The organism is Thalassospira sp. GB04J01 (assembly GCF_000751115.1).
In the GTDB taxonomy this organism is placed as follows: Bacteria; Pseudomonadota; Alphaproteobacteria; order Rhodospirillales; family Thalassospiraceae; genus Thalassospira; species Thalassospira lucentensis.
Genome location: NZ_CCDX020000015.1, coordinates 222,533 through 246,794, shown reverse-complemented (window position 1 = coordinate 246,794; position 24,262 = coordinate 222,533). Strand labels below are relative to the sequence as shown.

Annotated in this window: 24 protein-coding genes; 14 read left to right on the top strand and 10 right to left on the bottom strand. The window is 53.7% G+C overall.

What is annotated here, in order from left to right; all coding sequences use genetic code 11:
• Nucleotides 1–56: 56 nt before the first annotated feature.
• The 3 genes from AMM48_RS16940 to AMM48_RS16930 all read right to left on the bottom strand — a co-directional run bounded on the left by AMM48_RS16940 (nt 57) and on the right by AMM48_RS16930 (nt 3,906).
• Complete coding sequence (locus tag AMM48_RS16940) at nt 57–1,517, bottom strand: aminoacyl-histidine dipeptidase (protein WP_102784998.1); 1,461 nt, start codon at nt 1,515–1,517, stop codon at nt 57–59.
• 143 nt (nt 1,518–1,660) lie between these two features.
• Nucleotides 1,661–2,170 (bottom strand): GNAT family N-acetyltransferase, encoded by a 510-nt coding sequence (locus AMM48_RS16935; RefSeq protein ID WP_102784997.1) that lies wholly within the window; start codon nt 2,168–2,170, stop codon nt 1,661–1,663.
• 104 nt (nt 2,171–2,274) lie between these two features.
• Nucleotides 2,275–3,906 (bottom strand): diguanylate cyclase, encoded by a 1,632-nt coding sequence (locus AMM48_RS16930; RefSeq protein WP_102784996.1) that lies wholly within the window; start codon nt 3,904–3,906, stop codon nt 2,275–2,277.
• Between the two features lie 295 nt (nt 3,907–4,201).
• Between AMM48_RS16930 and AMM48_RS16925 the strand changes: the two genes are divergently transcribed.
• Together AMM48_RS16925 and AMM48_RS16920 are read left to right on the top strand one after the other, a co-directional pair.
• Entirely contained in the window at nt 4,202–4,831 is a 630-nt protein-coding gene (locus tag AMM48_RS16925; RefSeq protein ID WP_101300128.1) for an NUDIX domain-containing protein, read from the top strand.
• Nucleotides 4,832–4,964: 133 nt separating this feature from the next.
• The gene (locus tag AMM48_RS16920) at nt 4,965–5,963 is read left to right on the top strand and encodes a cysteine synthase A (protein WP_102784995.1); all 999 of its coding nucleotides are present in this window, start codon (nt 4,965–4,967) and stop codon (nt 5,961–5,963) included.
• A gap of 108 nt (nt 5,964–6,071) precedes the next feature.
• On the opposite strand, the gene AMM48_RS16915 is transcribed toward AMM48_RS16920, so the two are convergent.
• Entirely contained in the window at nt 6,072–7,430 is a 1,359-nt protein-coding gene (locus tag AMM48_RS16915; RefSeq protein ID WP_102784994.1) for an MFS transporter, read from the bottom strand.
• Nucleotides 7,431–7,541: 111 nt separating this feature from the next.
• On the opposite strand from AMM48_RS16915, the gene AMM48_RS16910 reads away from it, so the two are divergent.
• Complete coding sequence (locus AMM48_RS16910; protein ID WP_102784993.1) at nt 7,542–8,456, top strand: LysR family transcriptional regulator; 915 nt, start codon at nt 7,542–7,544, stop codon at nt 8,454–8,456.
• 10 nt (nt 8,457–8,466) lie between these two features.
• Here the strand turns inward: AMM48_RS16910 and AMM48_RS16905 are convergent, their stop codons facing one another.
• The gene (locus AMM48_RS16905) at nt 8,467–8,985 is read right to left on the bottom strand and encodes an AAA family ATPase (RefSeq protein WP_102784992.1); all 519 of its coding nucleotides are present in this window, start codon (nt 8,983–8,985) and stop codon (nt 8,467–8,469) included.
• 141 nt (nt 8,986–9,126) lie between these two features.
• On the opposite strand from AMM48_RS16905, the gene AMM48_RS16900 reads away from it, so the two are divergent.
• The 3 genes from AMM48_RS16900 to AMM48_RS22210 all read left to right on the top strand — a co-directional run bounded on the left by AMM48_RS16900 (nt 9,127) and on the right by AMM48_RS22210 (nt 12,064).
• A complete protein-coding gene (locus AMM48_RS16900; RefSeq protein ID WP_102784991.1) occupies nt 9,127–10,146 on the top strand; it encodes an LLM class flavin-dependent oxidoreductase in 1,020 nt (339 codons plus the stop codon).
• A 183-nt stretch (nt 10,147–10,329) separates the two neighbouring features.
• Nucleotides 10,330–11,904, top strand: a complete 1,575-nt coding sequence (locus AMM48_RS16895) for an L-lactate permease (protein ID WP_102784990.1) — start codon at nt 10,330–10,332, stop codon at nt 11,902–11,904.
• 1 nt (nt 11,905) lies between these two features.
• A complete protein-coding gene (locus AMM48_RS22210) occupies nt 11,906–12,064 on the top strand; it encodes a hypothetical protein (protein ID WP_158246482.1) in 159 nt (52 codons plus the stop codon).
• Nucleotides 12,065–12,120: 56 nt separating this feature from the next.
• On the opposite strand, the gene AMM48_RS16890 is transcribed toward AMM48_RS22210, so the two are convergent.
• Nucleotides 12,121–12,753 (bottom strand): LysE family translocator, encoded by a 633-nt coding sequence (locus tag AMM48_RS16890; protein ID WP_102784989.1) that lies wholly within the window; start codon nt 12,751–12,753, stop codon nt 12,121–12,123.
• Nucleotides 12,754–13,105: 352 nt separating this feature from the next.
• Between AMM48_RS16890 and AMM48_RS16880 the strand changes: the two genes are divergently transcribed.
• Nucleotides 13,106–14,743, top strand: coding sequence for an inverse autotransporter beta domain-containing protein (locus AMM48_RS16880; protein WP_244271271.1), 1,638 nt, complete (start codon nt 13,106–13,108; stop codon nt 14,741–14,743).
• Nucleotides 14,744–14,818: 75 nt separating this feature from the next.
• Complete coding sequence (locus tag AMM48_RS16875) at nt 14,819–15,979, top strand: PA0069 family radical SAM protein (protein ID WP_102784987.1); 1,161 nt, start codon at nt 14,819–14,821, stop codon at nt 15,977–15,979.
• A gap of 44 nt (nt 15,980–16,023) precedes the next feature.
• On the opposite strand, the gene AMM48_RS16870 is transcribed toward AMM48_RS16875, so the two are convergent.
• The 3 genes from AMM48_RS16870 to AMM48_RS16860 form a co-directional block, all read right to left on the bottom strand.
• Entirely contained in the window at nt 16,024–16,302 is a 279-nt protein-coding gene (locus AMM48_RS16870; RefSeq protein WP_022730566.1) for a S4 domain-containing protein, read from the bottom strand.
• Nucleotides 16,303–16,610: 308 nt separating this feature from the next.
• The gene (locus AMM48_RS16865; RefSeq protein WP_102784986.1) at nt 16,611–17,123 is read right to left on the bottom strand and encodes a hypothetical protein; all 513 of its coding nucleotides are present in this window, start codon (nt 17,121–17,123) and stop codon (nt 16,611–16,613) included.
• An 89-nt stretch (nt 17,124–17,212) separates the two neighbouring features.
• On the bottom strand, nt 17,213–17,938 hold the full coding sequence (locus AMM48_RS16860) for a hypothetical protein (RefSeq protein WP_102784985.1): 726 nt from the start codon (nt 17,936–17,938) through the stop codon (nt 17,213–17,215).
• Between the two features lie 250 nt (nt 17,939–18,188).
• On the opposite strand from AMM48_RS16860, the gene AMM48_RS16855 reads away from it, so the two are divergent.
• The 5 genes from AMM48_RS16855 (at nt 18,189) to rpmF (ending at nt 21,478) form a co-directional block, all read left to right on the top strand.
• Nucleotides 18,189–18,899 (top strand): alanyl-tRNA editing protein, encoded by a 711-nt coding sequence (locus AMM48_RS16855; RefSeq protein ID WP_102784984.1) that lies wholly within the window; start codon nt 18,189–18,191, stop codon nt 18,897–18,899.
• 141 nt (nt 18,900–19,040) lie between these two features.
• Nucleotides 19,041–19,913, top strand: coding sequence for a 3-mercaptopyruvate sulfurtransferase (gene sseA, locus AMM48_RS16850; RefSeq protein WP_102784983.1), 873 nt, complete (start codon nt 19,041–19,043; stop codon nt 19,911–19,913).
• Nucleotides 19,914–20,031: 118 nt separating this feature from the next.
• A complete protein-coding gene (locus tag AMM48_RS16845) occupies nt 20,032–20,574 on the top strand; it encodes a GNAT family N-acetyltransferase (RefSeq protein WP_102784982.1) in 543 nt (180 codons plus the stop codon).
• Nucleotides 20,571–21,257, top strand: coding sequence for a GNAT family N-acetyltransferase (locus tag AMM48_RS16840; RefSeq protein WP_102784981.1), 687 nt, complete (start codon nt 20,571–20,573; stop codon nt 21,255–21,257). The genes AMM48_RS16845 and AMM48_RS16840 overlap by 4 nt, the downstream gene beginning before the upstream one ends.
• Before the next feature lie 41 nt (nt 21,258–21,298).
• Entirely contained in the window at nt 21,299–21,478 is a 180-nt protein-coding gene (rpmF, locus tag AMM48_RS16835) for a 50S ribosomal protein L32 (protein ID WP_007090029.1), read from the top strand.
• Nucleotides 21,479–21,715: 237 nt separating this feature from the next.
• On the opposite strand, the gene AMM48_RS16830 is transcribed toward rpmF, so the two are convergent.
• Nucleotides 21,716–22,672 (bottom strand): threonine/serine dehydratase, encoded by a 957-nt coding sequence (locus tag AMM48_RS16830; RefSeq protein ID WP_102784980.1) that lies wholly within the window; start codon nt 22,670–22,672, stop codon nt 21,716–21,718.
• Nucleotides 22,673–22,879: 207 nt separating this feature from the next.
• On the opposite strand from AMM48_RS16830, the gene metC reads away from it, so the two are divergent.
• Nucleotides 22,880–24,064 (top strand): cystathionine beta-lyase, encoded by a 1,185-nt coding sequence (metC, locus tag AMM48_RS16825; protein WP_102784979.1) that lies wholly within the window; start codon nt 22,880–22,882, stop codon nt 24,062–24,064.
• Nucleotides 24,065–24,262 lie beyond the last annotated feature (198 nt).

Below are 24,262 nucleotides of genomic sequence, written 5' to 3'. Positions count from 1 at the left end.
GTCAGCCGCAGCAACAGACTTCTAATCTGCAGGTCTTTTCACGTCACAAAAAACGATTAGGCCTTTGCCGGAATAGACTTCAATGCGGCCAAAAGATAATCCCAGAAGCGGGTCACACTTGGCACATGTACACATTCGTCCGGGCTGTGCGCGCGTTTAATCGTTGGCCCGAATGATACCATGTCCCAATGCGGATATTTGGATCCCAGAACCCCGCACTCAAGACCCGCATGGATCACCCGAATTTCCGGGTCTTTGCCAAACATATCGCGATGAACCGCCATCATCATTTTAACAGCTTCGCTATCCGCGTCCGGTTTCCAGCCGGGATAAGCATCGCCCCATGTAACGGTTGCACTAATGTTTTCAAAAACAGCGGTTGCGGCTTCGCGGATCGAATCGCGCGCCGAGTTGATTGAGCTTCGTGCCGACAGGGTCACATCGGCCTTGCCATTCGCCAGTTTAATGATCGCAAGATTGATCGAGGTTTCAACAACCCCTTCAACACTTGTGCTCATGGCCTGCACACCATTTGGCGCACCGACACAAGCATTGTTGAATTTTTGCGAGTCAGACGCGCTCATTGCGGTTGAAGGAAGATCAGCATCCTTGGCGGCAATGTTGAAGTTTGGCTCGATTGCGCCAATCTCGTCTTTCACGGCGGCACCAAAGGCTGCCAGTGTGGTGTTGAAAGCAGAAGCCTGATCAGCTGGCAAAACAACCGATGCAAAAGATTCACGCGGAATGGCATTGCGGGCCGTTCCGGCATTGATGGTGACAATCTGCGCACCAAGGTCGCGGATTGCGGTGCGCAGGAAACGCGCCATCAATTTGTTGGCATTGCCAAGACCAAGAATAATGTCGATGCCCGAATGGCCGCCCTTAAGACCGGTCAGCGCGATATCACGGGCAACAAACCCGGCATCCACAGCAACTGGCGCATAATTAAAGGTCGCGACAAGATCGCCGCCGCCGGCACAGCCGACACACAGCTCATACTCGTCTTCGGTATCAAGGTTCAGAAGGATATCACCCTTAAGACGCCCCGGTTCAAGGTTCATCGCGCCGGTCAGGCCGCGTTCCTCGTCAACTGTGAACAGAAGCTCCAGCGGACCGTGCTCCAGACCATCTTCGGTCATAAAACCCATCATGGCCGCAGCACCGATACCATTGTCCGCACCAAGCGTGGTGTTATCGGCCGTAATCCATTCGCCGTTCATCACCATGCGGATCGGGTCAGTATCAAAATTATGGCTCGAACCGGAATTTGCCTGCGTCACCATGTCGACATGGGCCTGCAAAATAACCATTTTACGGTCTTCATAGCCCGGCTTGGCGGGAACCGTAATAACAAGGTTGCTACCGCTATCGCGGAAGTGTGCGAACCCTTTGGCATCTGCCATTTTTTCCAAAAGCTGCAACACAGCTTCTTCCTTGGTCGACGGACGCGGGGTATCGCAAAGTTTCTGGAAGTTCCCCCAAATCGCGACCGGGGCAATTTTGCTGATCTCGTTCACGGTGGCGCTCTCCTGTTTAAATCTTCGTTTGTGGGTTTTCGCGGGTTCGATCAGTTGATTACCCTATTCGAGGCCGAATTTAAAGCGCATGTAAGGGTTTCTGCGCAGTTTTCCCTGCTTAGCACCGTCGAAAAATCCGCAAGTTATTCAATCCCAACAGTTTCACTGCGCCGTTGCAACACCATAACATCGCGCCACTGGCCTGCCATTGGCCCATAGTTCATCCGGCCCAAACCACGCTTGCGCCCGACAATATCAAATCCGTGTTTTTGGTGAAGCGCGATGCTGGCTTGGTTTTCTGGAAAAATTCCGGCCTCCAATGACCAAAACCCATTCTGTTCACTCTGCGCGATCAGGGATGCCAGCAACATGCTGCCAATGCCCCGTCCTTGGCTGGCCGGGTCAACATAAACCGATATTTCGCCAACCCCTTGATCGACACATCGCCCGGAAACACCCGAAAGCCCAGCCCAGCCGCAAATACGTCCGTTCCCATCACAGGCAACCAATCGACAGACATCAAGATGCCCCTGATCCCAATCGGACCATGTGCCTGCATTTTCCTGAAACGACGCATGCCCGGACTGTAATCCACGGTGATAGACATCCACAACGGCGGATCCATCAGCGGGTATCATTGCGCGAACATCCATTTGGAACTCTCCTGCTTCACATGGCTATGGCATGCAACAGAATAGGATAAATTCGACTTTCGGGAAGTGTGAATTTAAGAACCGGGCATTAAACACCGCTGCCCCTAATCGTCTATCTCATCAAGCGTTTTGAACTTGATTTGATCACGACCGGCTTCTTTGGCTTCATACATGGCACGATCCGCAACCCGCATCGCATCGGCAAGTTCAACAAACTTTTGCCGTCCCTCACCGCCAACGGTTGCGCCGAAACTTGCCGTGATTTTTGCGACCGTACTGCCGTCCTTGTCGACGGCCACTTCGATTTCTCGGATCATGCTGGCCAAACGTTCTGCAATGCGTTTGGTTACCGCAGCTGTCGCCGAAGGCAACAGAACGGCGAACTCTTCGCCCCCCAAGCGCACGACAAGGTCATCATCACGCAATGCTTGGCGCAAAACCTGAGCAACTTTTTCAAGCAAACGGTCACCAACAGAATGGCCATAGGTATCGTTGGTCTGTTTAAAGTAATCAAGATCAAGAACGATCAAGCCAAACAACCAACTTTTATCTTTAAGATGCCGGATTTCACGCAACCGACTGACCGCACTTTCAAAGCCGCGCCGGTTGAGCGCCCGGGTAAGCGGATCGGTCGATGCCAGCGTATCAAGGAACTCTTCCTTACGCTTGTGATCGGTAATGTCAGTGGCCGAAACCATCACACCACCGCCCTCCATCATATTCATACGAATATCGGCCATACGCCCGGAAGGTGTTTGCATTTCATCAATCGTCGCGTGCCCATGCCCAGCGGCCTTTAAGCGTTCATAACAATCGCGCAACGCCGTAATTTCAAATACTGGCTCGACGTCTTCTGCCGTTCCATCCGCGCCAAAAAGGCGGGAAAATTCATAATTGTAATGAATGACATCAAGCTTGCTATCAAGCATGGCCACAGCCGAAGGCACCATCCGGATGACTTCGGTGACGGCGGCCTCAAGTCCGGACTTCGCACGCACCAATTCGTCATGCATTTCGACTTCGTCACGGACATCATGTGCGGTCGTTAGAACCGCTGGCTTTCCGTCATGCCATAAAATGCGCTCATCTGTCAGATCACGCCAAACTGATGTTCCATCATCAAGAACATCCTCCACCCGATGACGATCCCCTGTGCGGTCCCCACTCAGAATATCGGCAACATGCTTAATGGCTCTGGATTGATGTTCCTTAGGGATAAACCGCAGAACATTGGGTTTTTCCATAAAACTGCTGGCATTTTTCGCCCCCATGAGGTGCGCAAAGGAATCGTTCACATAAAGTGCGGTCATATTGCGATGAACCATCACCCCGATGAAAGACCGGCCAAGCATATGATCGACCTGCATGGCGGTTGTGCCATTATCAATCATCTGTGCGGTGGTCAGAACAGCACTACCATCTTCCCACTCAACGGTTTCATCGCTGATTTCCATCCACACAGGCGACCCGTCAGCCCGAATGTTATAGACCTTCTTCCAGCCGTGAAAACCCGTGCTGCTTTGATAGTTTTCGGAAAGTTTGGTGGCTTCATGGTGAAAACTGGGCGGGATATACTGGCGCATGTCGGGTGCGGTCATGAAATCCTTGACGTCCCGACGGCCAAGCATCTTGGCATAGGCATCGTTGACGTACACGGCCTGAAGGTCCTTGTGGACAACAACCCCTACGCGTGAACGCCCATACAGACGTGCGATCTCTGTTGGCTCGAACCGCATCAACGTCCTGCATCCCCCGGAATCCGGACCATTTTCTGCAGGGATCGATATGTGTCAATCACTGCGCCTAATTGGCCTCTTAGCCTACACTACATTAGCGATCATTAAAACAACCCGATACCCTGCCTGCCACTCAAGCGCCTGCATCACCCTTAATGTGATATCGTCTGAATAAACAGGAGTCTAGAGTTACCATACAAATGGATAATAAATACTTTAGGCTGAGTATTGCCTCCTAAACACCCTACAAATATGTTTATCGCACTTGCTCGAAACGACTATGGAAACGGATTACATGTCCCCGAAAAACTACGAGATTATCGAACACAGCCGCGGCTGGAACGGGTATTTCAAGCTTGATGTATATCGCCTGCGCCACGACACCTTTGAAGGTGGCAAAAGTGCTATTCTTGATCGTGAAGTGCTTGAGCGCGGACATGCGGTTGCCGTCCTTCCCTATGATCCGGTACGTGATGAAGTCGTTCTGATCGAGCAGTTTCGCCCGGGTGCGATATCAGTTCAAAAAACCTATCCCGACATGCCACTGTGGCTAAATGAGATTGTCGCAGGCATCATAGAAGACGGTGAAAAACCGCAAGACGTTGCACATCGCGAAACCCTGGAAGAATCCGGCTGCACCATCATTGGCGATCTGGAATATATATCGCGTTATTATGTCACACCGGGCTGCTCAAGCGAAACCGTCACCCTTTATTATGGTCGCGTGGACAGCACGAACATTGGTGGCATTCACGGTGTTGTTGACGAAGGCGAAGACATCCGCGTTTACAAAGTATCGGCCGAGGAATGCTTTGCCATGTTGCAAAACGGGCAACTCTGCAATGCAACGGCGACAATTGCAGTACAGTGGCTTATGCTCAACCGCGACCGCATCCGCAAGGAAACCAGCGCATTGCGCCCATAATATAGACTTTGCGCTCAATTGACATTTAACACAAAACATAAGTTATATATTTCAAACCATCTTGACTTTTGTGTATAAAAGACCCAATCAACGGGTAATCACATTTTAAACCTAACCACGTTGGGAGTCTGTCATGGACATTCGCAATGGCACCATTGACGCCATTGGCCGCACCCCACTTGTGAAGCTTAAAAAAGTTTCCGAGCTGACGGGCTGCACCATTCTGGGCAAGGCAGAATACGCCAATCCGGGCGGATCGGTGAAAGATCGCGCCGCCCTTGCCATCATTCGCGACGCCGAAGCACGCGGCCTTTTAAAGCCGGGCGGCGTCATTGTCGAAGGAACGGCTGGCAATACTGGTATCGGTCTTGCTGTTGTCGGCAATGCGCTTGGCTATCGTACTGTCATCGTGATCCCGGAAACCCAAAGCCAGGAAAAGAAAGACCTACTGCGTCTTTTGGGTGCGGATTTGCGCGAAGTCCCCGCCGTGCCGTACCGCGATCAGAACAACTATGTTCATGTGTCGCGCCGTCTGGCCGAAGAACTGGCACAGTCTGAGCCCAATGGCGCGATCTGGGCCAACCAGTTCGACAATGTCGCCAACCGTCAGGGTCATATCGACACCACGGCACCAGAAATCTGGGAACAGACCGATGGCAAAGTCGATGGCTTTATTTGTGCTGTTGGCACCGGTGGTACGCTTGCTGGCGTGTCGCTGGCACTTAAAGAACGCAACAAAGACATCCATATCGGTCTTGCCGATCCGATGGGGGCAGCCCTTTACAGTCACTATAAATTTGGCGAACTGAAATCCGAAGGAATCTCGATCTCAGAAGGCATTGGTCAGGGGCGTATTACCGCCAACCTCGAAGGGGTTGCGATTGATCACCCGTTCCAGATTTCTGATGAAGAAATGCTGCCAATCGTCTTTGATCTTTTGAAAGAAGAAGGTCTGTGCATGGGCGGTTCCACCGGGATCAATATTGCAGGTGCGGTGCGCCTTGCCCGTGAACTCGGACCGGGCAAAACCATCGTCACCATTCTGTGTGACCTTGGCACGCGCTATCAAAGCAAGCTTTGGAATCCGGAATTCCTCAAAGAAAAAGGTCTGCCGAGCCCAAGCTGGCTTTAGGCCACGCCGAAAACAGCACCCGAAACAGCAAAACCCCCGACCAGAAATGGCCGGGGGTTTTGTTTTAGGTCCTGAGGTTCAGGAACATATGCGCCCCCTCACCCATGCCTACGCCGCCTCGACTAAATTACCCTGCGCACGCCGGGCGGCCTGCGTTGCCAACCGCCAAAGATACAGACCACATAACAGCGCACAAACCAGAAGCATTCCGGCAAATCCAGCCACCGCATTCCAGCCACCATGCGCCCAGAACCAGCCACCGACCGACCCCATAATGCTTGATCCCAGATAATAGGCCAGCAAATACAGGGATGATGCATGGCCCTTGGATGTTTGTGCAAGACGCCCAACCCAGCCGCTTGCAATCGAATGGGCAACAAAAAATCCGCTGGTCAGAACAACAATGCCACCAATCACACCAAGCAGGCTTTCCAGCATGGTCATCGCTACACCAACACCGGCCAAAAGAACCCCAACAACCAACACAGGACCCCGGCCAAGCTTGTCCGACAAAGCCCCGGCAATCGAAGACGTCACCGAACCACACAGATAGACAACAAAGATCAGGCCGATCTGACTTTGGCTCAGCCCATATGGCGCATCTGAAAGACGGAACCCAACATAGTTAAAGATCGTCACAAAACAGCCCATGGCAAAGGCGCCGATCAGAAACACAAACGGCAACCCCGCATGGGTTAGATGCCCTGCCCAAGCCCGCAGATGATATCTGATCTGAAATCCCGGTCTCTGGACAAAGTTGCGCGATGCTGGCAACAAAATCGCAAACCCAAGGGCCGCGACAAGGCCAAGCGCCCCCATCGCCCCCAATGCGATATGCCAGCCAAAAAGATCGGTCAGGAACCCGATCACGACACGGCCACTCAGCCCACCAATCGCCGTCCCGCTGATGTAAATCCCCATCGCCATGCCAAGGGCTTTCGGGTCTATTTCTTCGGCCAGATAGGCCATGGCAACCGCAGGCACCCCGCCCAGCATCAATCCTTCAAGGGCGCGCACCACCAAAAAGGCATGCCAGTCCGAAAGCAATGGCGCAATCAGGTTCAAAACCGACGCCACACACATCGATACAAGCATCAGTTTCTTGCGCCCTGTCGCCTCCGATACCGCGCCCGCCAGCAAAATGGCAAAGGCCAGAAAACCGGTCGTCAAGGAAAGGGCGAGCGAGCTTTCGGCTGGCCCTACGGCAAAATGACGCGAAAGTTCAGGCAACAATGGCTGCACACAGTAAATCAGCGAGAATGTCGCGTAACCGGCCAGAAAAAGTGCGATGCTGATACGGCGAAACGCCGCTGAACCGGGTTTAATCCAGACCGGTTCAGTGGTCGTTTGGACGTTGGTGGACGCGAGTGGGTCATCAACACGTTGGGGCGACGTGCTTTTCTGTGATGTGGTATCAGCATCGCAATCAGATGGCGCAGCCGGGGATTTTTCCCGATATGCAGGCATTTATGGCCTCGTTTGGAACTATTCGTGGAACGGTTCTTATGGTTGCACTTCGCCCGTCATCCGTCCAATATATGATACAGTCAATCTTGATATGTTTTGGATATACCAATCATGGAACTGCGTCATATCCGCTATTTTCTGGCCGTCGCCCGCGAAGGAAACTTCACCCGTGCAGCAGCCAAGATTGGCATTGGTCAGCCGCCACTCAGCCAGCAAATCCGTGATCTTGAAACCGAAATCGGAACACCGCTGTTTCACCGTGTCCCCCATGGTGCGGAACTGACCGAGGCCGGATCGGCCTTTTTGGACATCGTCGTACAGTTCCCCGACCTTGCCGAACGGGCCATTCGTGCGGCCCAGCGTGCCGGGCGCGGCGAAGTCGGCTCCATTCGGGTTGGCTTCACCGCATCCGCCGCCTTCAGCCCATCGGTCCCGCGCATTTTTCGCGACTTCCGCCGTGCCTTTCCCGGTGTTGAAATGACACTCGAAGAAGCCAACTCGGCACAGCTTGTCACCGGGTTAAAGGACGAACGTCTTGATGCGGTTTTCTTGCGTCAGGATGCCGTTGCCGGTGACGGTATTCGCCTGCATGTGATTTCGGCCGAACCGATGGTGCTGGTCCTGCCCGCTGGGCATCCTGCGGCCCAAGGTGGCAAGGTTGCCCTGACCGAACTGCGAGATGACGCCCTGATCTTGACGCCGCGCGCGGTTGGCCCCACCCATTTTGACAAAGTCGTCAGCGCCTGTCGCGTGGCCGGGTTTGAACCGCAACTGGGTCAATCCGCGCCACAGCTTGGCTCGGTGATCAATTTCGTTGCCGCTGAACTTGGCTTTTCGCTTGTCCCCAAACCGATGACCCAGCTTCAGGCCAATGGGGTTGTCTACCGCGAAATAAAGGGCGACGTGCCAATCGCCGAACTGTCGCTGGCCTATCGCGGCAATGACATTTCAATCGCACTTCGCAATTTTGTCAGCCGTACGCTGGCCGCTCATCGCGATACAACACCTAGCGAAATTCAAAAATGACACTTTAAAATCAAAGCTTTGAATCTTGATCCTGAACAAATTCAACAAGTTTCCCTGCCGCTTCTTCGAGTGACATGCGTGCTGTATCAATCACCAGATCAGTCTGCTGCCATGGTTCGTACTCACGCGCGCAAACCTTCGCCCAGTCTGGCAGCTTATGGTTTTCGATATCGCTGATCCGTGTTTCGACCCGTTGACGATGGGCCGCCTTGTCCGAGCAAATCAACTCAACCTGAACATATCGCACTTTGGCACGTTCAGCAGCGCGCCGCCATTCAGAACGGCTTATTTCAATCGGATTGACGGCATCGCCAATCACCGTGTGGCCCAGCCGCAAGTTATCCGTCGCAAGCCGGTTTGCCACCATATAGCCAACCGGACCTATATCGTCATCTGGTGGCACATTGGCATCAAGAACTGCCTGTTCGATTGTATCAATCCGTAAATGAATTGCCCCAAGGGCACGCGCGGCAATTCGCGCCACAGATGTCTTGCCGACACCGGGTAAACCACCAAGAATGATCAACATTTCCGATCTCTTTTGTTCTGTTCCATCATGTTCATTGTCTCTTGGTACTGGCAAGGTTGCGATTTCAGGCTAGATTAACATCAACGTCGAAATCAGGCGCGCCAGCATCTAACGGCCTGCGCCAAACTGAAAGTCTGTCGAATGGTACGATATTCTCTCCTTGATCTATGCCCGGTCAATGCCGGTGAGCATCCCAGTGATGCATTGCGCAATACGCTCACACTTGCTCAGCATGCAGAAAAACTCGGCTATCACCGCTACTGGCTGGCCGAACATCACAATATGCCCGGCATTGCCAGTGCGGCAACGTCGGTCGTAATCGCCCATGTGGCGGCGGGCACGAAAACCATTCGCGTTGGATCGGGCGGCGTAATGTTGCCAAACCATGCGCCGCTTGTGATTGCCGAACAATTCGGCACGCTTGACGCATTACACCCCGGGCGCATCGACCTTGGGATCGGGCGCGCACCGGGAACCGACCAACGGACCGCCGCAGCCCTTCGCCGTGATATGCACGGGTCGGAAGACCGATTTATTCAGGACGTGCTTCAGGTTCAGGCATTTCTGGCCCCGCTTGAAGGCAACCCGCCGATCCGCGCAGTTCCGGGTTATGGATCGCAAGTTCCGATGTGGCTTTTAGGCAGCAGCCTGTTTTCGGCTGATTTGGCAGCGCGCCTTGGCCTGCCGTTTGCCTTTGCATCGCATTTTGCCCCGGACATGCTGATGGATGCGCTTTCGCTTTATCGTCACCGGTTTGAACCAAGCGAACAGCTCGATAAACCCTATGCGGTTGCCGCGATGGGTTTCTTTGCTGCGGATAGTGACGAAGAAGGTGAATATCTTGCGACCTCGATGCAGCAACAGTTCCTGAACTTGCGCCGCGGCACTCCGGGTCAGCTTCCCAAGCCGGTTAAGGATATGAGTGAAATCTGGAACCGGGTCGAAAAAGCCGGGGTTGATCACGCCATGCGCTATGCCGCCATCGGCGGACGTGACACCGTGCGCAAAAAACTGCGCGAATTCATTTATATGACGAATGTCGATGAAGTCATGGTTACAGCCAATATTTATGATCAGGAATCCCGCCTGAAATCATTTGGTATTGCCGCCGACCTGTTCAATGAGCTCGGCGCAGAAAAAACCAAACAAGACTGCGCCTAACGCATCAAATAACCGATTAAAAAATGCAAATACCGGGTGCATCGTGAACCCGGTATTTGCATTTCATCATACGAAATACAATTCATCACAGCTTGCACTTATATCCTTGCTCGGACACTATGCGCGCACCGTCGCAATCGTGACGACAATACCCTTGTTTCAAAAGGTTATGGTGCGCTCCCTATGACTGAGTTTCTCCTCGCGGCAACGCCGATTGCGACGATCCTTTTTTTAATGATCAAGGCCAATTGGGGGGCAGCCCGTGCCGGTGCTGCGGCCTGGTTTGTCACAGCCCTGATTGCCGTTTTCTATTTCGGCGCCCCAACCGACATGCTGATCATTGCCCAGGCCAAGGGCGTGATGCTGGCCCTTTATATCCTTTATATCGTCTGGGCTGCCTTGATCCTGTATTTCGCCGCTGACGAAGCAGGTGCGATTAAGACCATTGGCCGTGCAATCCGGTCGCTAACCGATGACCGCCCACTTCAATTGCTGATCCTTGGTTATGTGTTTGCCAGTTTCCTGCAAGGGGTTGCGGGCTTTGGCGTGCCAATTGCCGTGGTCGCACCGCTTTTGCTCGGCATGGGGTTTTCGCCGGTTCTGGCTGTTGCCGCCCCGATGATCGGGCACAGTTGGTCGGTGCTGTTTGGCAATATGGCCACCTCATTCGAAGCCCTTATTGGTGTGACGGGCATTCCCGGAACCGAGCTTACCCATGACGCCGCCATTCTTTTGGGGCTGTCGGGGATGATGTGTGGTGCTGCTGTTTTGTGGCTTGATGGCGGTTTTCGCACCATTCGTCGCCGGATCGTGCCGCTTGTCCTGATTTCCGGTGTAATGGGTGTTGCACAATATGTTATGGCCAATTACGGCGTCTGGACGCTGGGCGGCCTTACCGCCGGGATTGCCGGGCTTGCAATGTCCATCCTTGTCACCCGGTTCTGGAAACCTCATCCCGATGATATTGTCGAACAGGTCGAAGATGACCATCAACACATGCCGCTTCTTGAAGCGCTAACTCCCTATCTGGTGTTCATTGTGCTGGTCGGCTGTGCGACCTTTATCCCGGCGGTCGAGGCGTTCCTTGGCCACATCCGCTTTACCCTTGATTTCCCGGCCACCAGCACATCCCTTGGCTGGCTGATCAACCCGGAAAGCGCCAAGGCAATTGCCATTTTCGGCCATCCGGGGGCGTTACTTCTTTATACGTCTGCCATCAGCTTCGCCTTCTTTAAAATGCGCGGTCACTATGATGACGGCATTGGCAAACGTATCTGGCAACGCACCCTTAAAAGTGGCCTTCCAACCAGTATCGGCATGGTTCCGGTGATTGGGCTTGCGATCATTATGGACCATGCAGGCATGACCTATGCCTTGGCCGAGGGCGGTGCGGCCCTGTTTTCCGGGGCCTTTTCGGTCGCCTACCCGGTGATTTCACCGGCCATTGGTGCGCTGGGTGCGTTTATGACCGGCAGTACGAACAATTCCAACGTTGTCTTTGGCATGTTCCAGCGTCACACCGCCGAACTTGCCGGCATTTCCACGTCACTTGTGTTGGCTGCACAGGCGGCTGGCGCATCGCTTGGCAGCATGCTGGCCCCATCCAAAATCCTTGTTGGCTGCTCAACCGTCGGCCTGTCGGGCAAGGAAGGCCCGGTCCTGTCGGTTGTGTTAAAAACCGGTATCATCCTGACATTGCTGTGCGGAGTGATGGCGCTAGGCATGTTGCTGATTTCTATGCACGCAGGGGGTATTTGACATGAAAAACATGCTGTTCAATCCGGTCTTTTTGTTTCTGGCATCCCTGATCCTGCCGGTCGCCGCATTTGAAGCGGTGATCGCTCAAAGCACCACAGCAGCCGACATTCTGCTTGGACTGTTTGCTGTCATCATGGCGTTGATTATTCTGCGCAAATAAAACCCGTCGGGCAATCATCCCGACGGGTGCGACCGATTATCCGAATTAAAATGTGTTTAGGGCCGGAACGTTGCCAGCTTAACGCCAAAGGCAATGAAAACCGCCCCGGTGGTCGCCTTTAACGCCCGCTGAAAACGCCCGCTTCCGGCATAGCGTGTCAGGCGCGCCAACAGCATAATCATCGCCCCGAACCAAACCGCGTTGATCATGGCATGCACGCATACCAGCATGAAGGCCGATCCAATGGCGCCCTCGCCGACCGGAATGAACTGCGGAAACGCCGCCAGATAGAAAATCGACACTTTCGGGTTGAGCGCGTTGGTCAAAAAACCTTCGCCATAGGCCGTGATCAAGGTCCGGCGACGCTTTGCCGGTGATACGTCCGTTACCTTGGCAACACCGCGCCACGCATCACGCAATGCCTTAAACCCAACCCAGCACAAATAGGCCGCACCCAGCAGTTTGACGATCATAAACGCCTGTGCCGATTGCACCAGAATGACCGAGATCCCCAGGATCGACAGCGCACCATGCAGGTAAAAGGCGGTAACGAAACCAGCCACATTGGCAACCCCGGCCGCCCGACCAGATGTCGGTACGGTGCGCGCAATCAACACCCCATTCGGGCCGGGCGACATCACCAAAAGCGATGTCACAAGTGCAAAGCTAAAAAACTGGGTCCAATCCATGGGGCACTCCTTTGAGGCTGGCAGGCACCTTAAGAAGAAGCACCTTTCCCAAAACTATAAATCTATTTCCCTCCCCGACAAGCAGGTAATTGTCACCATGACATTTACCATCAACGCCAAACACCACATTCAAAACGCGTTGGCGGAAAATGATAACTCTTGCGAAAATGATAAAGAATATCTGTGGTTCACGCGGCTCTTTGTCGGTAACTTTACCGTAAGAAAACAGAGACATGACAAACAGTCATGCATGAGCGGGACACTGTAATTCCCACGTATTTATACCCCTGATGTATCTCGGTGCTGCGGCATATTGCTGCTGCGCAATGATGCCTGCTGACCTGATTTTGAGATGTACATAAAAAATATCACCCTGATTGGATTGTTGTTTAGCTCGACGATTTTGGCGGCCTCTGGCGCCCATGCACAAACACAGGAAGAACCCGAAAAATGGGCCCCGCATATCGATCTTGAAGGCAAGGCCGGGACGGATCGAAACCTTGGCGAAACGGATTTGTTCATCCCACTTTGGCAAGATGACGACACGCTAAGTTTTGGCAGCATCCGCGCACGCATGGATGACAACAACAGCCATGAGGGCAACTTTGGCCTTGGCATCCGTCAGATGCTTGATACGGGATGGAATATTGGCGGTTACGGGTATTTTGACCGCCGCCACAGCCCGTATGGCAATAAATTCAATCAGGTCACCATCGGGGTCGAGGCCCTGTCTATGGATTGGGACTTTCGTGCCAATGGCTATGTTCCGATCGGCACCACAAGTTATATGGAAGACAGTCTGAGTACCGTTGATTTTTCCGGCGCGTCGATCATGTACACACAAGGCGAAGAACGCGCCCTTCGCGGGTTCGATGCCGAAATCGGCTGGCGCGTTCCGCTGTTTGACGCCGATGCCGGACAACAGCTCCGCGCCTATGCTGGTGGGTATCGGTTCACAGAAAAAAACGCCGATACGGTGCAAGGGCCTCGTGGGCGACTTGATCTGACGTTTGATGAGGTCCCGTTTCTGTGGGAAGGATCGCGCTTTTCGCTGGGGGCAGAAATCCAGCATGACGATCCGCGCGGCACCCAAGGTTTTGCCAGTTTCCGTCTGCGTATTCCGCTGCAAGACTTTGGTGACAGCCCAAAACCCAAACTGACCGCTATGGAACGGCGGATGACCGACCCGATCATCCGCGACATTGATATTGTCAGCCAAGCCGGGCAATTCACCGAGGCAGAGGAAATCACCAGCACGGCCGACGGTAACGCCATTACGCTTGTCAGCAGCGCAACAACGTCAAGCACCGACCTTGCCAACACCATATCAACCGCCGGTGCCAATTCGACCGTGGTCCTTAACGGCAGCTTTACCAATGTCAACGACCGCCTTGATGTGCAGGATGGCCAAACCATCATGGGAACGGGAAATCTTGATGTTAAAACACCTTCCGGTCGCACTGTGACCATCACCACACCGGGCGCCAGCCTAAGCGGTGATGGCGCCCCTCCGGCCGGCTTCGGCACGCCGCACCATATTTTCAATATGGCCGCCAACAGTCGCCTTGTTGGCGTTACTGTTACTGTTTCAGGCCCCGCAACAGAGGCGGTCACAGCGGTGCGGATTGACGACGTGGATAACGTTGAAATTATCAACAGCACCTTGAACACCACCGCAACGGACAACACGGTCTTTGGCATACAGGTTCTGGGGAACGCACAAAATACCGTTATTCGCGGCAACACGATCACAACCAGCAGCAATAGTGACTTTGCCTACGCCCTCTCAGCAGTCGGATCAGACAACCTCGTATTCGAGAATAATACGCTCAATGTCAGCGGGGCGACAAACAACCACCTGATATTCTTTAACAGTAACAATACAAATCTCTCCGGCTCCGGGAACAGCGGCAATTTAAGCACATGCAGTGTTGGCGGTGGGACAAATACCGGCTCAATCAGTTTCACAAATGGCACAACATGCCCCTGACATGAAGATGCCCGTAAACTTGACCATAGTGCTTTTCACTTGAATGTTCCTGATTTGTTCCTTAATGTTCTCCATATGCGAACCATCATCGAACCATCATCGGACACCATAACAACAGCCCTTCCCGGCGAAGGTTGGTATGACCCGAATTCCAACCCTGACCTTCTTCCAGCGCGTAGCCAAAAAGGACGCGGCGCGGTGTCAAATATCGATGGCCGGTTTGAACGCCATGTCCATCAATCGGTTGATGACGGGTGGATCAACCAGTTGCTTGATGACGAACCGCCACGCATCAAAACCACCCTTGGCATTGACGGCGCGCGCAGTGTCATTACCCGTAATCAAAGCCCCGATGTCCCGTTTGATCGTTCAATTAATCCGTATCGAGGGTGTGAGCATGGCTGTGTGTATTGCTTTGCACGGCCGACCCATGCCTATCTTGGGCTATCGCCGGGGCTTGATTTTGAAACCAAGCTGTTCTGGAAACCTGAGGCGCCCACTCTTTTGCGCAAACAACTTTCGGCACGCAGCTATTCCCCCGCCCCGATTGTGATTGGCACCAGCACCGATCCATATCAGCCCGTCGACCGGGACAAGAAACTGACCCGATCGATCATAGGTGTGCTCAGCGATTGCCAGCATCCCTTTTCGATCATCACCAAAAGCGCGCTTGTCACCCGCGACATTGACCTCATCGCCCCCATGGCCGCCCAAAACCGGGCATCGGTTGCCGTATCGGTCACAAGCCTTGATCACAGGCTGTCGAACCTGCTTGAGCCCCGCGCGTCCGCCCCGCACCGTCGCCTTGATGCCATCCGCAAATTATCCGACGCGGGCATTCCGGTCACGGTTCTGTGCGCGCCGATTATTCCCGGCCTCAATGACATGGAAATCGAAAATCTGGTCGCCGCTGTTCATGACGCCGGGGCAACATCGGTATCGCATATCGTCATTCGCCTGCCGCTTGAAATCGCCGATCTGTTCGAAGAATGGCTCGAAGCCAATTACCCCAATCGTAAAGCCAAAGTCATGTCCCTGATCCGCCAGATGCGCGACGGTGAACGCTATCAATCCGAATTTGGCACCCGCATGCGCGGCACCGGCCCAATTGCCGATTTGGTCGCCACCCGGTTTAAGGCCGCGCGCAAGAAACACGGCCTGATCGGACGGTCGCTTGATCTTGATTGTAGCGGGTTTAAACGGCCCAGCGCGGATGGGCAGATGTCGTTGTTCTAGGCGCACCCACGCCCCAACATCCACCCGGCACATGCCCAAAGTGCTCAGCCCACCCGCCGGATTGTTGTGTGCTTGCCCGCACCAACCGAAAGCCGCAGAATTTCACCATCATCAAAGGCGTAATTAAGCACATGATGATGAGGATCAGTGATTTTCTTTTCTTCTATCCACACCGTCCCACTTGTAACAAGGTCTTGGGCTTCGGTGCTTGTTTTGGCAAATCCCGCCATCAGGATAAGGGATACGACTTCAATCCCATCTTTGAGGGCTTGTGGTGCGAATTCGAGTGCCGGGGTACGGTCAGTAACGGAGATATGGGTCATTTCGGTTTTCCTTCGTGGTGCGACCACCTAGGGCAAACCGGGGATGAAAAACAAAAGGCTGCCCTGTGGCAGCCTGTTTTCATTTGATCAGATACAAATCAACACGCGCCGCACTTATGTGTACGACGTAAAATAGGCGTTGAAATGAATGATCGCGTTTTCCATGCCAAAATTAGTAAGGCTGAAAACAGGGATGGTCAAGCGTCTTTTGTAACAGGGCATGCTGTGACCACATGCATGAAAAAACCCGCCGGACGAACCTGACGGGTGAAATCACTTAAAGCGGGCGATGAAATCATCAGCAGATATCAGCTGACAACACGGTACCGCGCATGGGGGGCCGGATCAGCAATGATCGCCGGATCAAGCCCGGCATCATTAACTGCCGATGCGATGTCCACATCACCAAGCGCAACAGTGCCATTTTCCGACAAGGCCATTGCGCGTGCACTTTCAAAGAACCGAAGACCACGCTTTTCCATAACATACAGGGTTTCACCCCCCCACTGCCCGGTCCAGACAAGGCCCGACAGGCCATCCATTTCCTGTTCGATCCGGGTCGGTGAAATCGGCATGCCCAAACAGGTGGTCAAAAGGAAGGAAAGTTCGGCGGCTGTCACCCCGTCTTCGCAGCATTCCTCGGCCAAAACAGACATCACCGCCATGGTCACAACCCGAAGCGATACCTTACTGGTTTCAAGCCCCGGGAAACGGTTTTGCTGCAACTCGACAATGTCATTGGCAATACGATCAACATCCCCCCGGATGACATAACGACCGCGCCACACCCGACAACTGGTTCTAACTTCCCATTCACGCATTTTTTGGTCCTGCCCGCTTTTATTGTCCCTGTCAAAAACGATACATCAACCATACATTTCGTCAACATATTTCTCGACAAATTGTACTATTAATTACATTCAGCACGAAACCACTGATAACCAGCTCTGGAAACAACAAATCCATCATCGTTTTCAATCGATTCAAGATACCCACGTGACAGGGCAGCATGGAAATCACGACTGAAGTTTCGCGGCATACGCAGATGATCCTGTCGGCGTAGCACCCGGCGAATGTCATCGCGGGTCACCATATTGCGCCCATCACGGTAATGCAGCCAGATCGCCGCAATCAGAATGGTTTCTGCATATCCACGCGGCTGAAGGCGTGCGATCAAATCCCCAAGAGATCCGACAAAACGGGTCAGGAAACTGCCCGGATCCATCGCCCCATCCCACGCGGCCGAACCACCGTCAAATGCATGGGGAACTTGATCCGTTAAAGCTGGGCCAACAATGGCGTCATCGTTACGCGACATTTGCGTATCGGCCCCGGACATATCCAAAGAGGCATCAGCGCCTCCCTCAAAAGGCTGGCTCCCAGAAGGTTGGGCCTCAGAGTTCTGGATCGGATAATCTGATGGTTGCAGCGAAGTCTGCGCAGCAGACCGCGAAGGCCGACCAGCAGGCGCCATGCGCGCCGCGTTTGTCGCGCCCGAAACATTCGATGCCGATACAGGCTGCCCAAACAAGGCCGCCATCACCACAGGCAAACGCGCAGGTGGGATCGCACATTCGAGATCCACCGGCCCGAAATCCCCTTCGCCCGTCAATTTAACGTGAATAAGTGCCGCCAAGGTTGGTGATACTCCTGATTTACGCCACCGGGATATCATACATTATGTACAACTACAAACATCATTTTTCATTTTATGTAAATAATTATACACATCTAATAAATAGATGGCGTACACATTTCCCCTCGACAACCTGCCCCACCCCACCGCACGATGAATTCAACTAAAAGAACGCATCCAAGATCGCCCAGTACGCGGCCCCAGCACGCGACCATCGCCACCAATACGCCCAAGGGAGAACATCCGAAAAATGACCCGCCTTTTGTTTCGTGAAGATGCCTATGCCAAAACCTGCACCGCGACCGTAACGGGGATTTCAGACCGCGGCGTCGCCCTTGATCAGACCGTATTTTACGCAACATCCGGCGGACAGGCCGGCGACATTGGCGCGCTTAAAACCACATCAGGCGCAAGCCTTCCGGTCGCCACAACGGTCAAGGACCGCGAAACAGGCACCCTTTTGCACATCATTGCCGATGGCCATGACCTGCCAGCCATCGGCGACAGCGTCGAAGCTGAACTTGACTGGGACAACAGACATCGTCTGATGCGTTATCACACATCCCTACATTTACTCTGTGCGGTGATCGACGGGGATGTGACCGGCGGCAACATTGCAGCCCACAAGGCACGACTTGATTTCAACCTGCCGGATGCGGTGCTTGATAAAGACGACATCACTGCAAAGCTCAATGAGCTGATCGCGCGCAACGCCGATGTCTATGACGGCGAAATCAGCATCGCAGAACTGAAAGCCAACCCCGAACTGGTCCGCACCATGTCGGTTCAGCCGCCGATGGATGGTCACTCCATCCGCACCGTCACCATCGAAGGCATTGATTTTCAGCCCTGCGGCGGCACGCACGTTAAAAACACATCGGAAATTGGCCGCGTTATTATTTCAAAGATCGAGAAAAAAGGCCGTCAGAACCGGCGCATTAATCTTGTTTTTGAGGAATAAGACACAACCGATTTCAGGCCGGATATTGCCAGCGCGGTATGGGCCCGTTACAAATTCACCTACAGGATCACTTTAAAAACAATCGATCCCCGGACCAACGGGGGTCACGCAATACCCACCATTGCCAATCGGAGCTTGTCCATGAACAACCCACTTTCCGATGCCCTGGTTTCCACCCAGTGGCTTGCGGATCACATCGACGCGCCGGACGTGCGCGTCGTTGACGCCAGCTATTACATGCCCGCCCAGAACAAAAATGCGCGCGACCTTTATAATGCGCAGCACATTCCCGGTGCGGTTTTCTTTGATATTGACGACATCGCCGCTGATGACAGCGCCCCCCTACCCCATATGATGCCAGACGCCATCAAGTTTTCCGCCAAAGTCCGCAAACTTGGCCTTGGCGATGGGGTACGCATTGTGGTGTATGCCCAGACCGGTGCCGCCATGGCCGCATGTCGGGCGTGGTGGATGCTACGCCACTTTGGCCATCAGGACGTTGTCGTTCTGGATGGCGGCCTGCCCAAATGGCTTACCGAAGGTCATCCGGTGACCGATGCGATCACCCCGCCGCACGAACGTCACTTTACCGCGCGCGCCAACAGTTTCTTGCTGCGCGAATATGATCAGGTGCTTTCAAACGTCACCAGCAAGCGCGAACAGATTGTCGATGCTCGTGCGGGCGAACGCTTCCGGGGTGAGGTCGACGACCCTTGGGGGAAATCAGGCCATATGCCCGGCGCGTTTAACCTGCCCTTTGATCAGCTGCTGAACGCAGACGGCACCTTTAAGGATGCAGACGAAATCAGTGCTGCATTTAAGGATGCCGGTATTGTTCTTGATCGCCCTGTGGTCGCAACCTGCGGGTCAGGCGTCACCGCCTGCGTGCTTGCAATGGGCGCTTACATCGCCGGTCATAAGCAAGTCGCCGTCTTTGACGGATCATGGGCACAATGGGCCACCACCGAAGACAGCCCGGTCACAACCGGCCCAACACAAAGCGAGACCCCATAAAGCAACGACATGAATTGCGGGCAGTTTCGCATGCATGTGCCAATCTGTTAGACTGACCCGCAATCATCGCCCATGGTTATTGACCGCTCTCAAGATATAGATACCGACTGGAATAAAAATGCCCGACCCGACGTCTTATCGCCCGAAACCGGATATAGCCGCAAATGCGGCCACCTCGGCGGGCGCAGATGACGGGACGGGCATTTTACTTGAACAGCTTAAAACCTCTTCGGATGATGATGTTGCAGCCATAACGCACCTTTGGATCGCCACCGGCCTGATCCCGGCAATCCGTGATGCCCGCAAAGACATCGAAAATTGCATCAATGCCAATCACGGCAGCTTGATCGTTGCCCGCCTGCCATCAGACCGCCAGATCATCGCCACCATGATGACCGGCCATGATGAGATATCTGGCTGGATTCATTATCTGGCGATTGCCGAATTCGTCCAAAGCCTTGGCCTTGGTCGTCAACTGGTGGAGCTGGCCGAAGACATCCTGCGTGTGTCCAATCTTGCTGAAGTTCGGGTCACAATCGAAACCCCTGAGATTGCTGACTTTTATGCAAAACTGGGCTATGAACCGATTACTGATGCCCCACAGATAAAGGCGCATGACGTTTTTCAAACAACCCTCATGTGCAAGAGGTTAACCCCATGACCCCATCCAATCCGCGCAAGCTTGACGTTGTTGTTAGCTTCCTTGAAATGCCCGCACCGCCCGAACGGGCCCCCGCCACCATCCCACCGGGAAAGGTCGCCATTGTGCGGGCCGAAAACCTGACACTGTCTTTTTACCGCTACTTATATGATACGGTTGGCGAACCGTGGCTCTGGTGGCAGCGCCGTTTAATGAGTGACGACGAACTCGGCCCGATTCTGGCCCTGCCTGAAACACATGTGTATGTTTTGTATGTTGCTGGTGTTCCGGCGGGCTTTGCCGAGCTTGATCTGGGCGACCTTGAAGAAAACGGCGTGATCGATCTGCATTACATGGGTTTGATCCCCGATTTCATCGGCAAGGGCTATGGCAAATACCTTTTAAACTGGGCGATTGATACCGCCTGGGGCCTTAAGCCGCGCCGCCTTACGGTAAATACCTGCACTTTGGATCATCCAAGCGCATTGGGGGCTTACCAAAAGGCTGGCTTTGTTGTATACGACCAGCGAACAGATATTGTTGACGATCCTCGCGATGTCGGGCTGATCCCGCCAATTGATCACCATGTTGATCATACTGGCAATCAGGACGGCGAAGCGCCCGACAGCGGAAGTGCCACAGAAAATGCAGATAATGCAAATTCTGACACTTTGATCGTTGACTTTCCCGAGCGCGCACGGTAACAAGCGCGCCTGAGTTTACCCAAGCCAGAGGATGATGACCCATGGCAGTGCCAAAGAAAAAAGTGACCAAGTCCCGTCAGGGCATGCGTCGCTCGCATGACAAGCTCGCCAAGGGCTCGTACCGCGAAGACAAAGAAACCGGCGAACTGCATCGCCCGCACCACATTGATCCGAACACCGGTATGTACCGTGGTCGTCAAGTGGTCGAGCCTAAGATGTAATTCCGTTCCAAAGGGCTTTTGCTCTTTGGCGGTTTGCGACGCTACAAAATTCCGCGCCATCCGTTTTTCGGATGGCGTCTGGTTTAAAAAGGGATGGAGCCCAACGGTTCCATCCCTTTTTATTTGTCTGATGATTTAGGTGTGCGGCGGTAACGCTTTAAAAACCATAACAAAACGGGCGGCACAGCCCCCTGTCCGCCCGCATATTCTTGTCGACGGCCCCGCACCCAAACCGGGCTATTTCATCCCGTCATTCCCGGTCCCACAAATAATCACACCAATCCGGCCCGGATCATTCACCCCCAAGCGGTCTTTCATAATCGCAGCCATCCCGGCCGCTGCGGAAAGCTCAACCGCAATGCCAAGCTCGCGCCAAAGCCAGCTTGCCGCCTGTTGCATTTCCTCATCCGAGACAAGCGCAATACGATCAACATTCTTACCGATCAAATCAACATTTAATGCCGATGATTGACGCGGCGCCAAACTGGTTGCGGCGGTATTGACCGTTGGCAGGGTCACGACCTCGCCGGCCTTTAAGCTTTCAAAAAGCGTTGCCGCCCCGGTCGGCTCCACCCCGATGATCCGAATGGCCGGGCGCAACAGTCGTGCTGCTGTTGCAACACCTGAAATCAACCCGCCACCGCCAATCGCAACAACGAGCGTATCAAGATCAGGTTGCTGCTCAAGCATCTCAAGCGCGATAGTGCTCTGCCCGGCAATCACCTTGGGATCAGCAAAGGGATGGATATAGGCCATGTTGCTTTGGCGTGCGTGATCCATTGCCGCCCGGTTGGCATCATCCCAGACCGCCCCGGTCAGTGCGACATCAACGCCCTGTGCGCGCAGCTTTTCGACTTTTGGCTTGGGCGTGTTGGTCGGCAGAAAGATTTTCACCGGAACACCCAAAGTTCGCGCCGCATAGATCACACCCATGCCGTGATTGCCACCCGATGCCGTGCACAACCCGTTGGCGCGCTTGTCTTCATCAAGGGCCAATGCAGCATTCATCGCCCCGCGCGCCTTGAACGATCCGGTGACCTGCATGTTTTCAAGCTTCAGAAACATTTCAGGCAGGCGGTCGGGTTTATCAAACACCGATTTGGACGCAAAATTGTCTGCCTTAAATACCGGGGTCAATCGCATATGACTGGAAATGGCGCGACGCGCGGCACGGAAATCCTGAAGTTCGATCACGAGGCCTCCTGACGGGAATGGCTTTGTCTGACGGGATGGTAAAATGCACGAAGGACCGGTTGGTCCGCGCATAAGAAATAACCCAGTTGGCTGATTTCACAATGGTGATGCGTGACAAAGCGGTGAAAAAGCCTTGAACGGTCGCGTTTGAGATGCTTTGTCTTATCCATAAACAATAAGGCCCACGCCCAAGGAGAAGCACCACCGATGTCAGGTCATCGCCCCCAGAAAACTGAAACTAAGCTGGTTCACGCCGGTCGCCGGTCCAGCCAATATCACGGCGTGGTCAACCCCCCCGTGCTACATGCCTCAACCATCCTGTTTGACAGCCTTGCCGAACTTGAAAAGGCCGGTGCATCGGCTCCGGGCAAAGTCACCTATGGCCGCCACGGCACGCCAACGCGATTTTTGCTCGAAGAAGCCGTTGCCGAACTTGAAGGCGGCTATGGCACGCTATGTGTATCATCGGGGGTTTCGGCAATCACCAATGCGATTTTGGCGTTTGTCAAACCGGGCGATCATATCCTGATTACCGACAGCACCTATTTCCCGACGCGCAATCTGTGCAACACCTTCCTGAAACGCTTTGGTGTTGAAACCGAATATTACGATCCAACCATTGGCGGCGATATTGCCGGACTTATCCGTGACAATACGGTTCTTGTCTGGTGCGAAAGCCCGGGGTCGCTGACCTTTGAAATGCAGGACATCCCCGCGATTGCCGCCGCAGCCCATGATCGTAGCGTCAAAGTCATGCTTGATAACACCTGGGCGTCCCCGATCCTGTGCCGCCCGTTCGACTTGGGCGTCGATGTGTCGGTTCAGGCTGGCACCAAATACATCGTTGGTCATTCCGATGTCATGATGGGTACGATTACCACCGCGACTGAGGAAGATTTGCTGACCATTAAAAAGCAGGTCCTGATTTCCGGCGACGCCATTGGTCCAGATGATTGCTATCTCGCACAGCGCGGCCTGCGCACCCTTGCCGTTCGGATGAAGCAACACCACACAAGCGGCCTTAAGGTTGCCAACTGGCTGCAAACCCGTTCCGAGGTCACCCGCGTCCTGCACCCGGCCCTGCCTGATCATCCCGGCCATGAAATCTGGAAACGTGATTTTAGTGGTGCGTGTGGCCTGTTTTCATTCGTCATGCAGCCGGTCGAGAAAAAGCAACTGGCCAATATGGTCGATAATATGGACCTGTTTGGCATGGGCTTTAGCTGGGGCGGGTTTGAAAGCCTGATTCTGCCATCCGACCCAACCAAAATCCGCACCGCCACCAAATGGGAAGACGACGGCCAACTGATCCGTCTGCATGTCGGACTTGAAGACCCCGATGATCTGATTGCCGATCTTGAGGCCGGGTTTGAACGGCTAAAGACGGCCTAGCTCAAACAGGCAAACCAACGACAAAGGCGACGCAGATCATGCTGCGTCGCCTTTGTCGTTTTAAAATATTGACCAAACCGTGGATGGACTTAATTTTCCAAAAATGTCACATCTAATTTTACACTGATACGTGCCTATCCAATAAACAATCAAATCAAACAATTAGGGGATGGTGGTTAAGAACTGCCACGTTCTTCA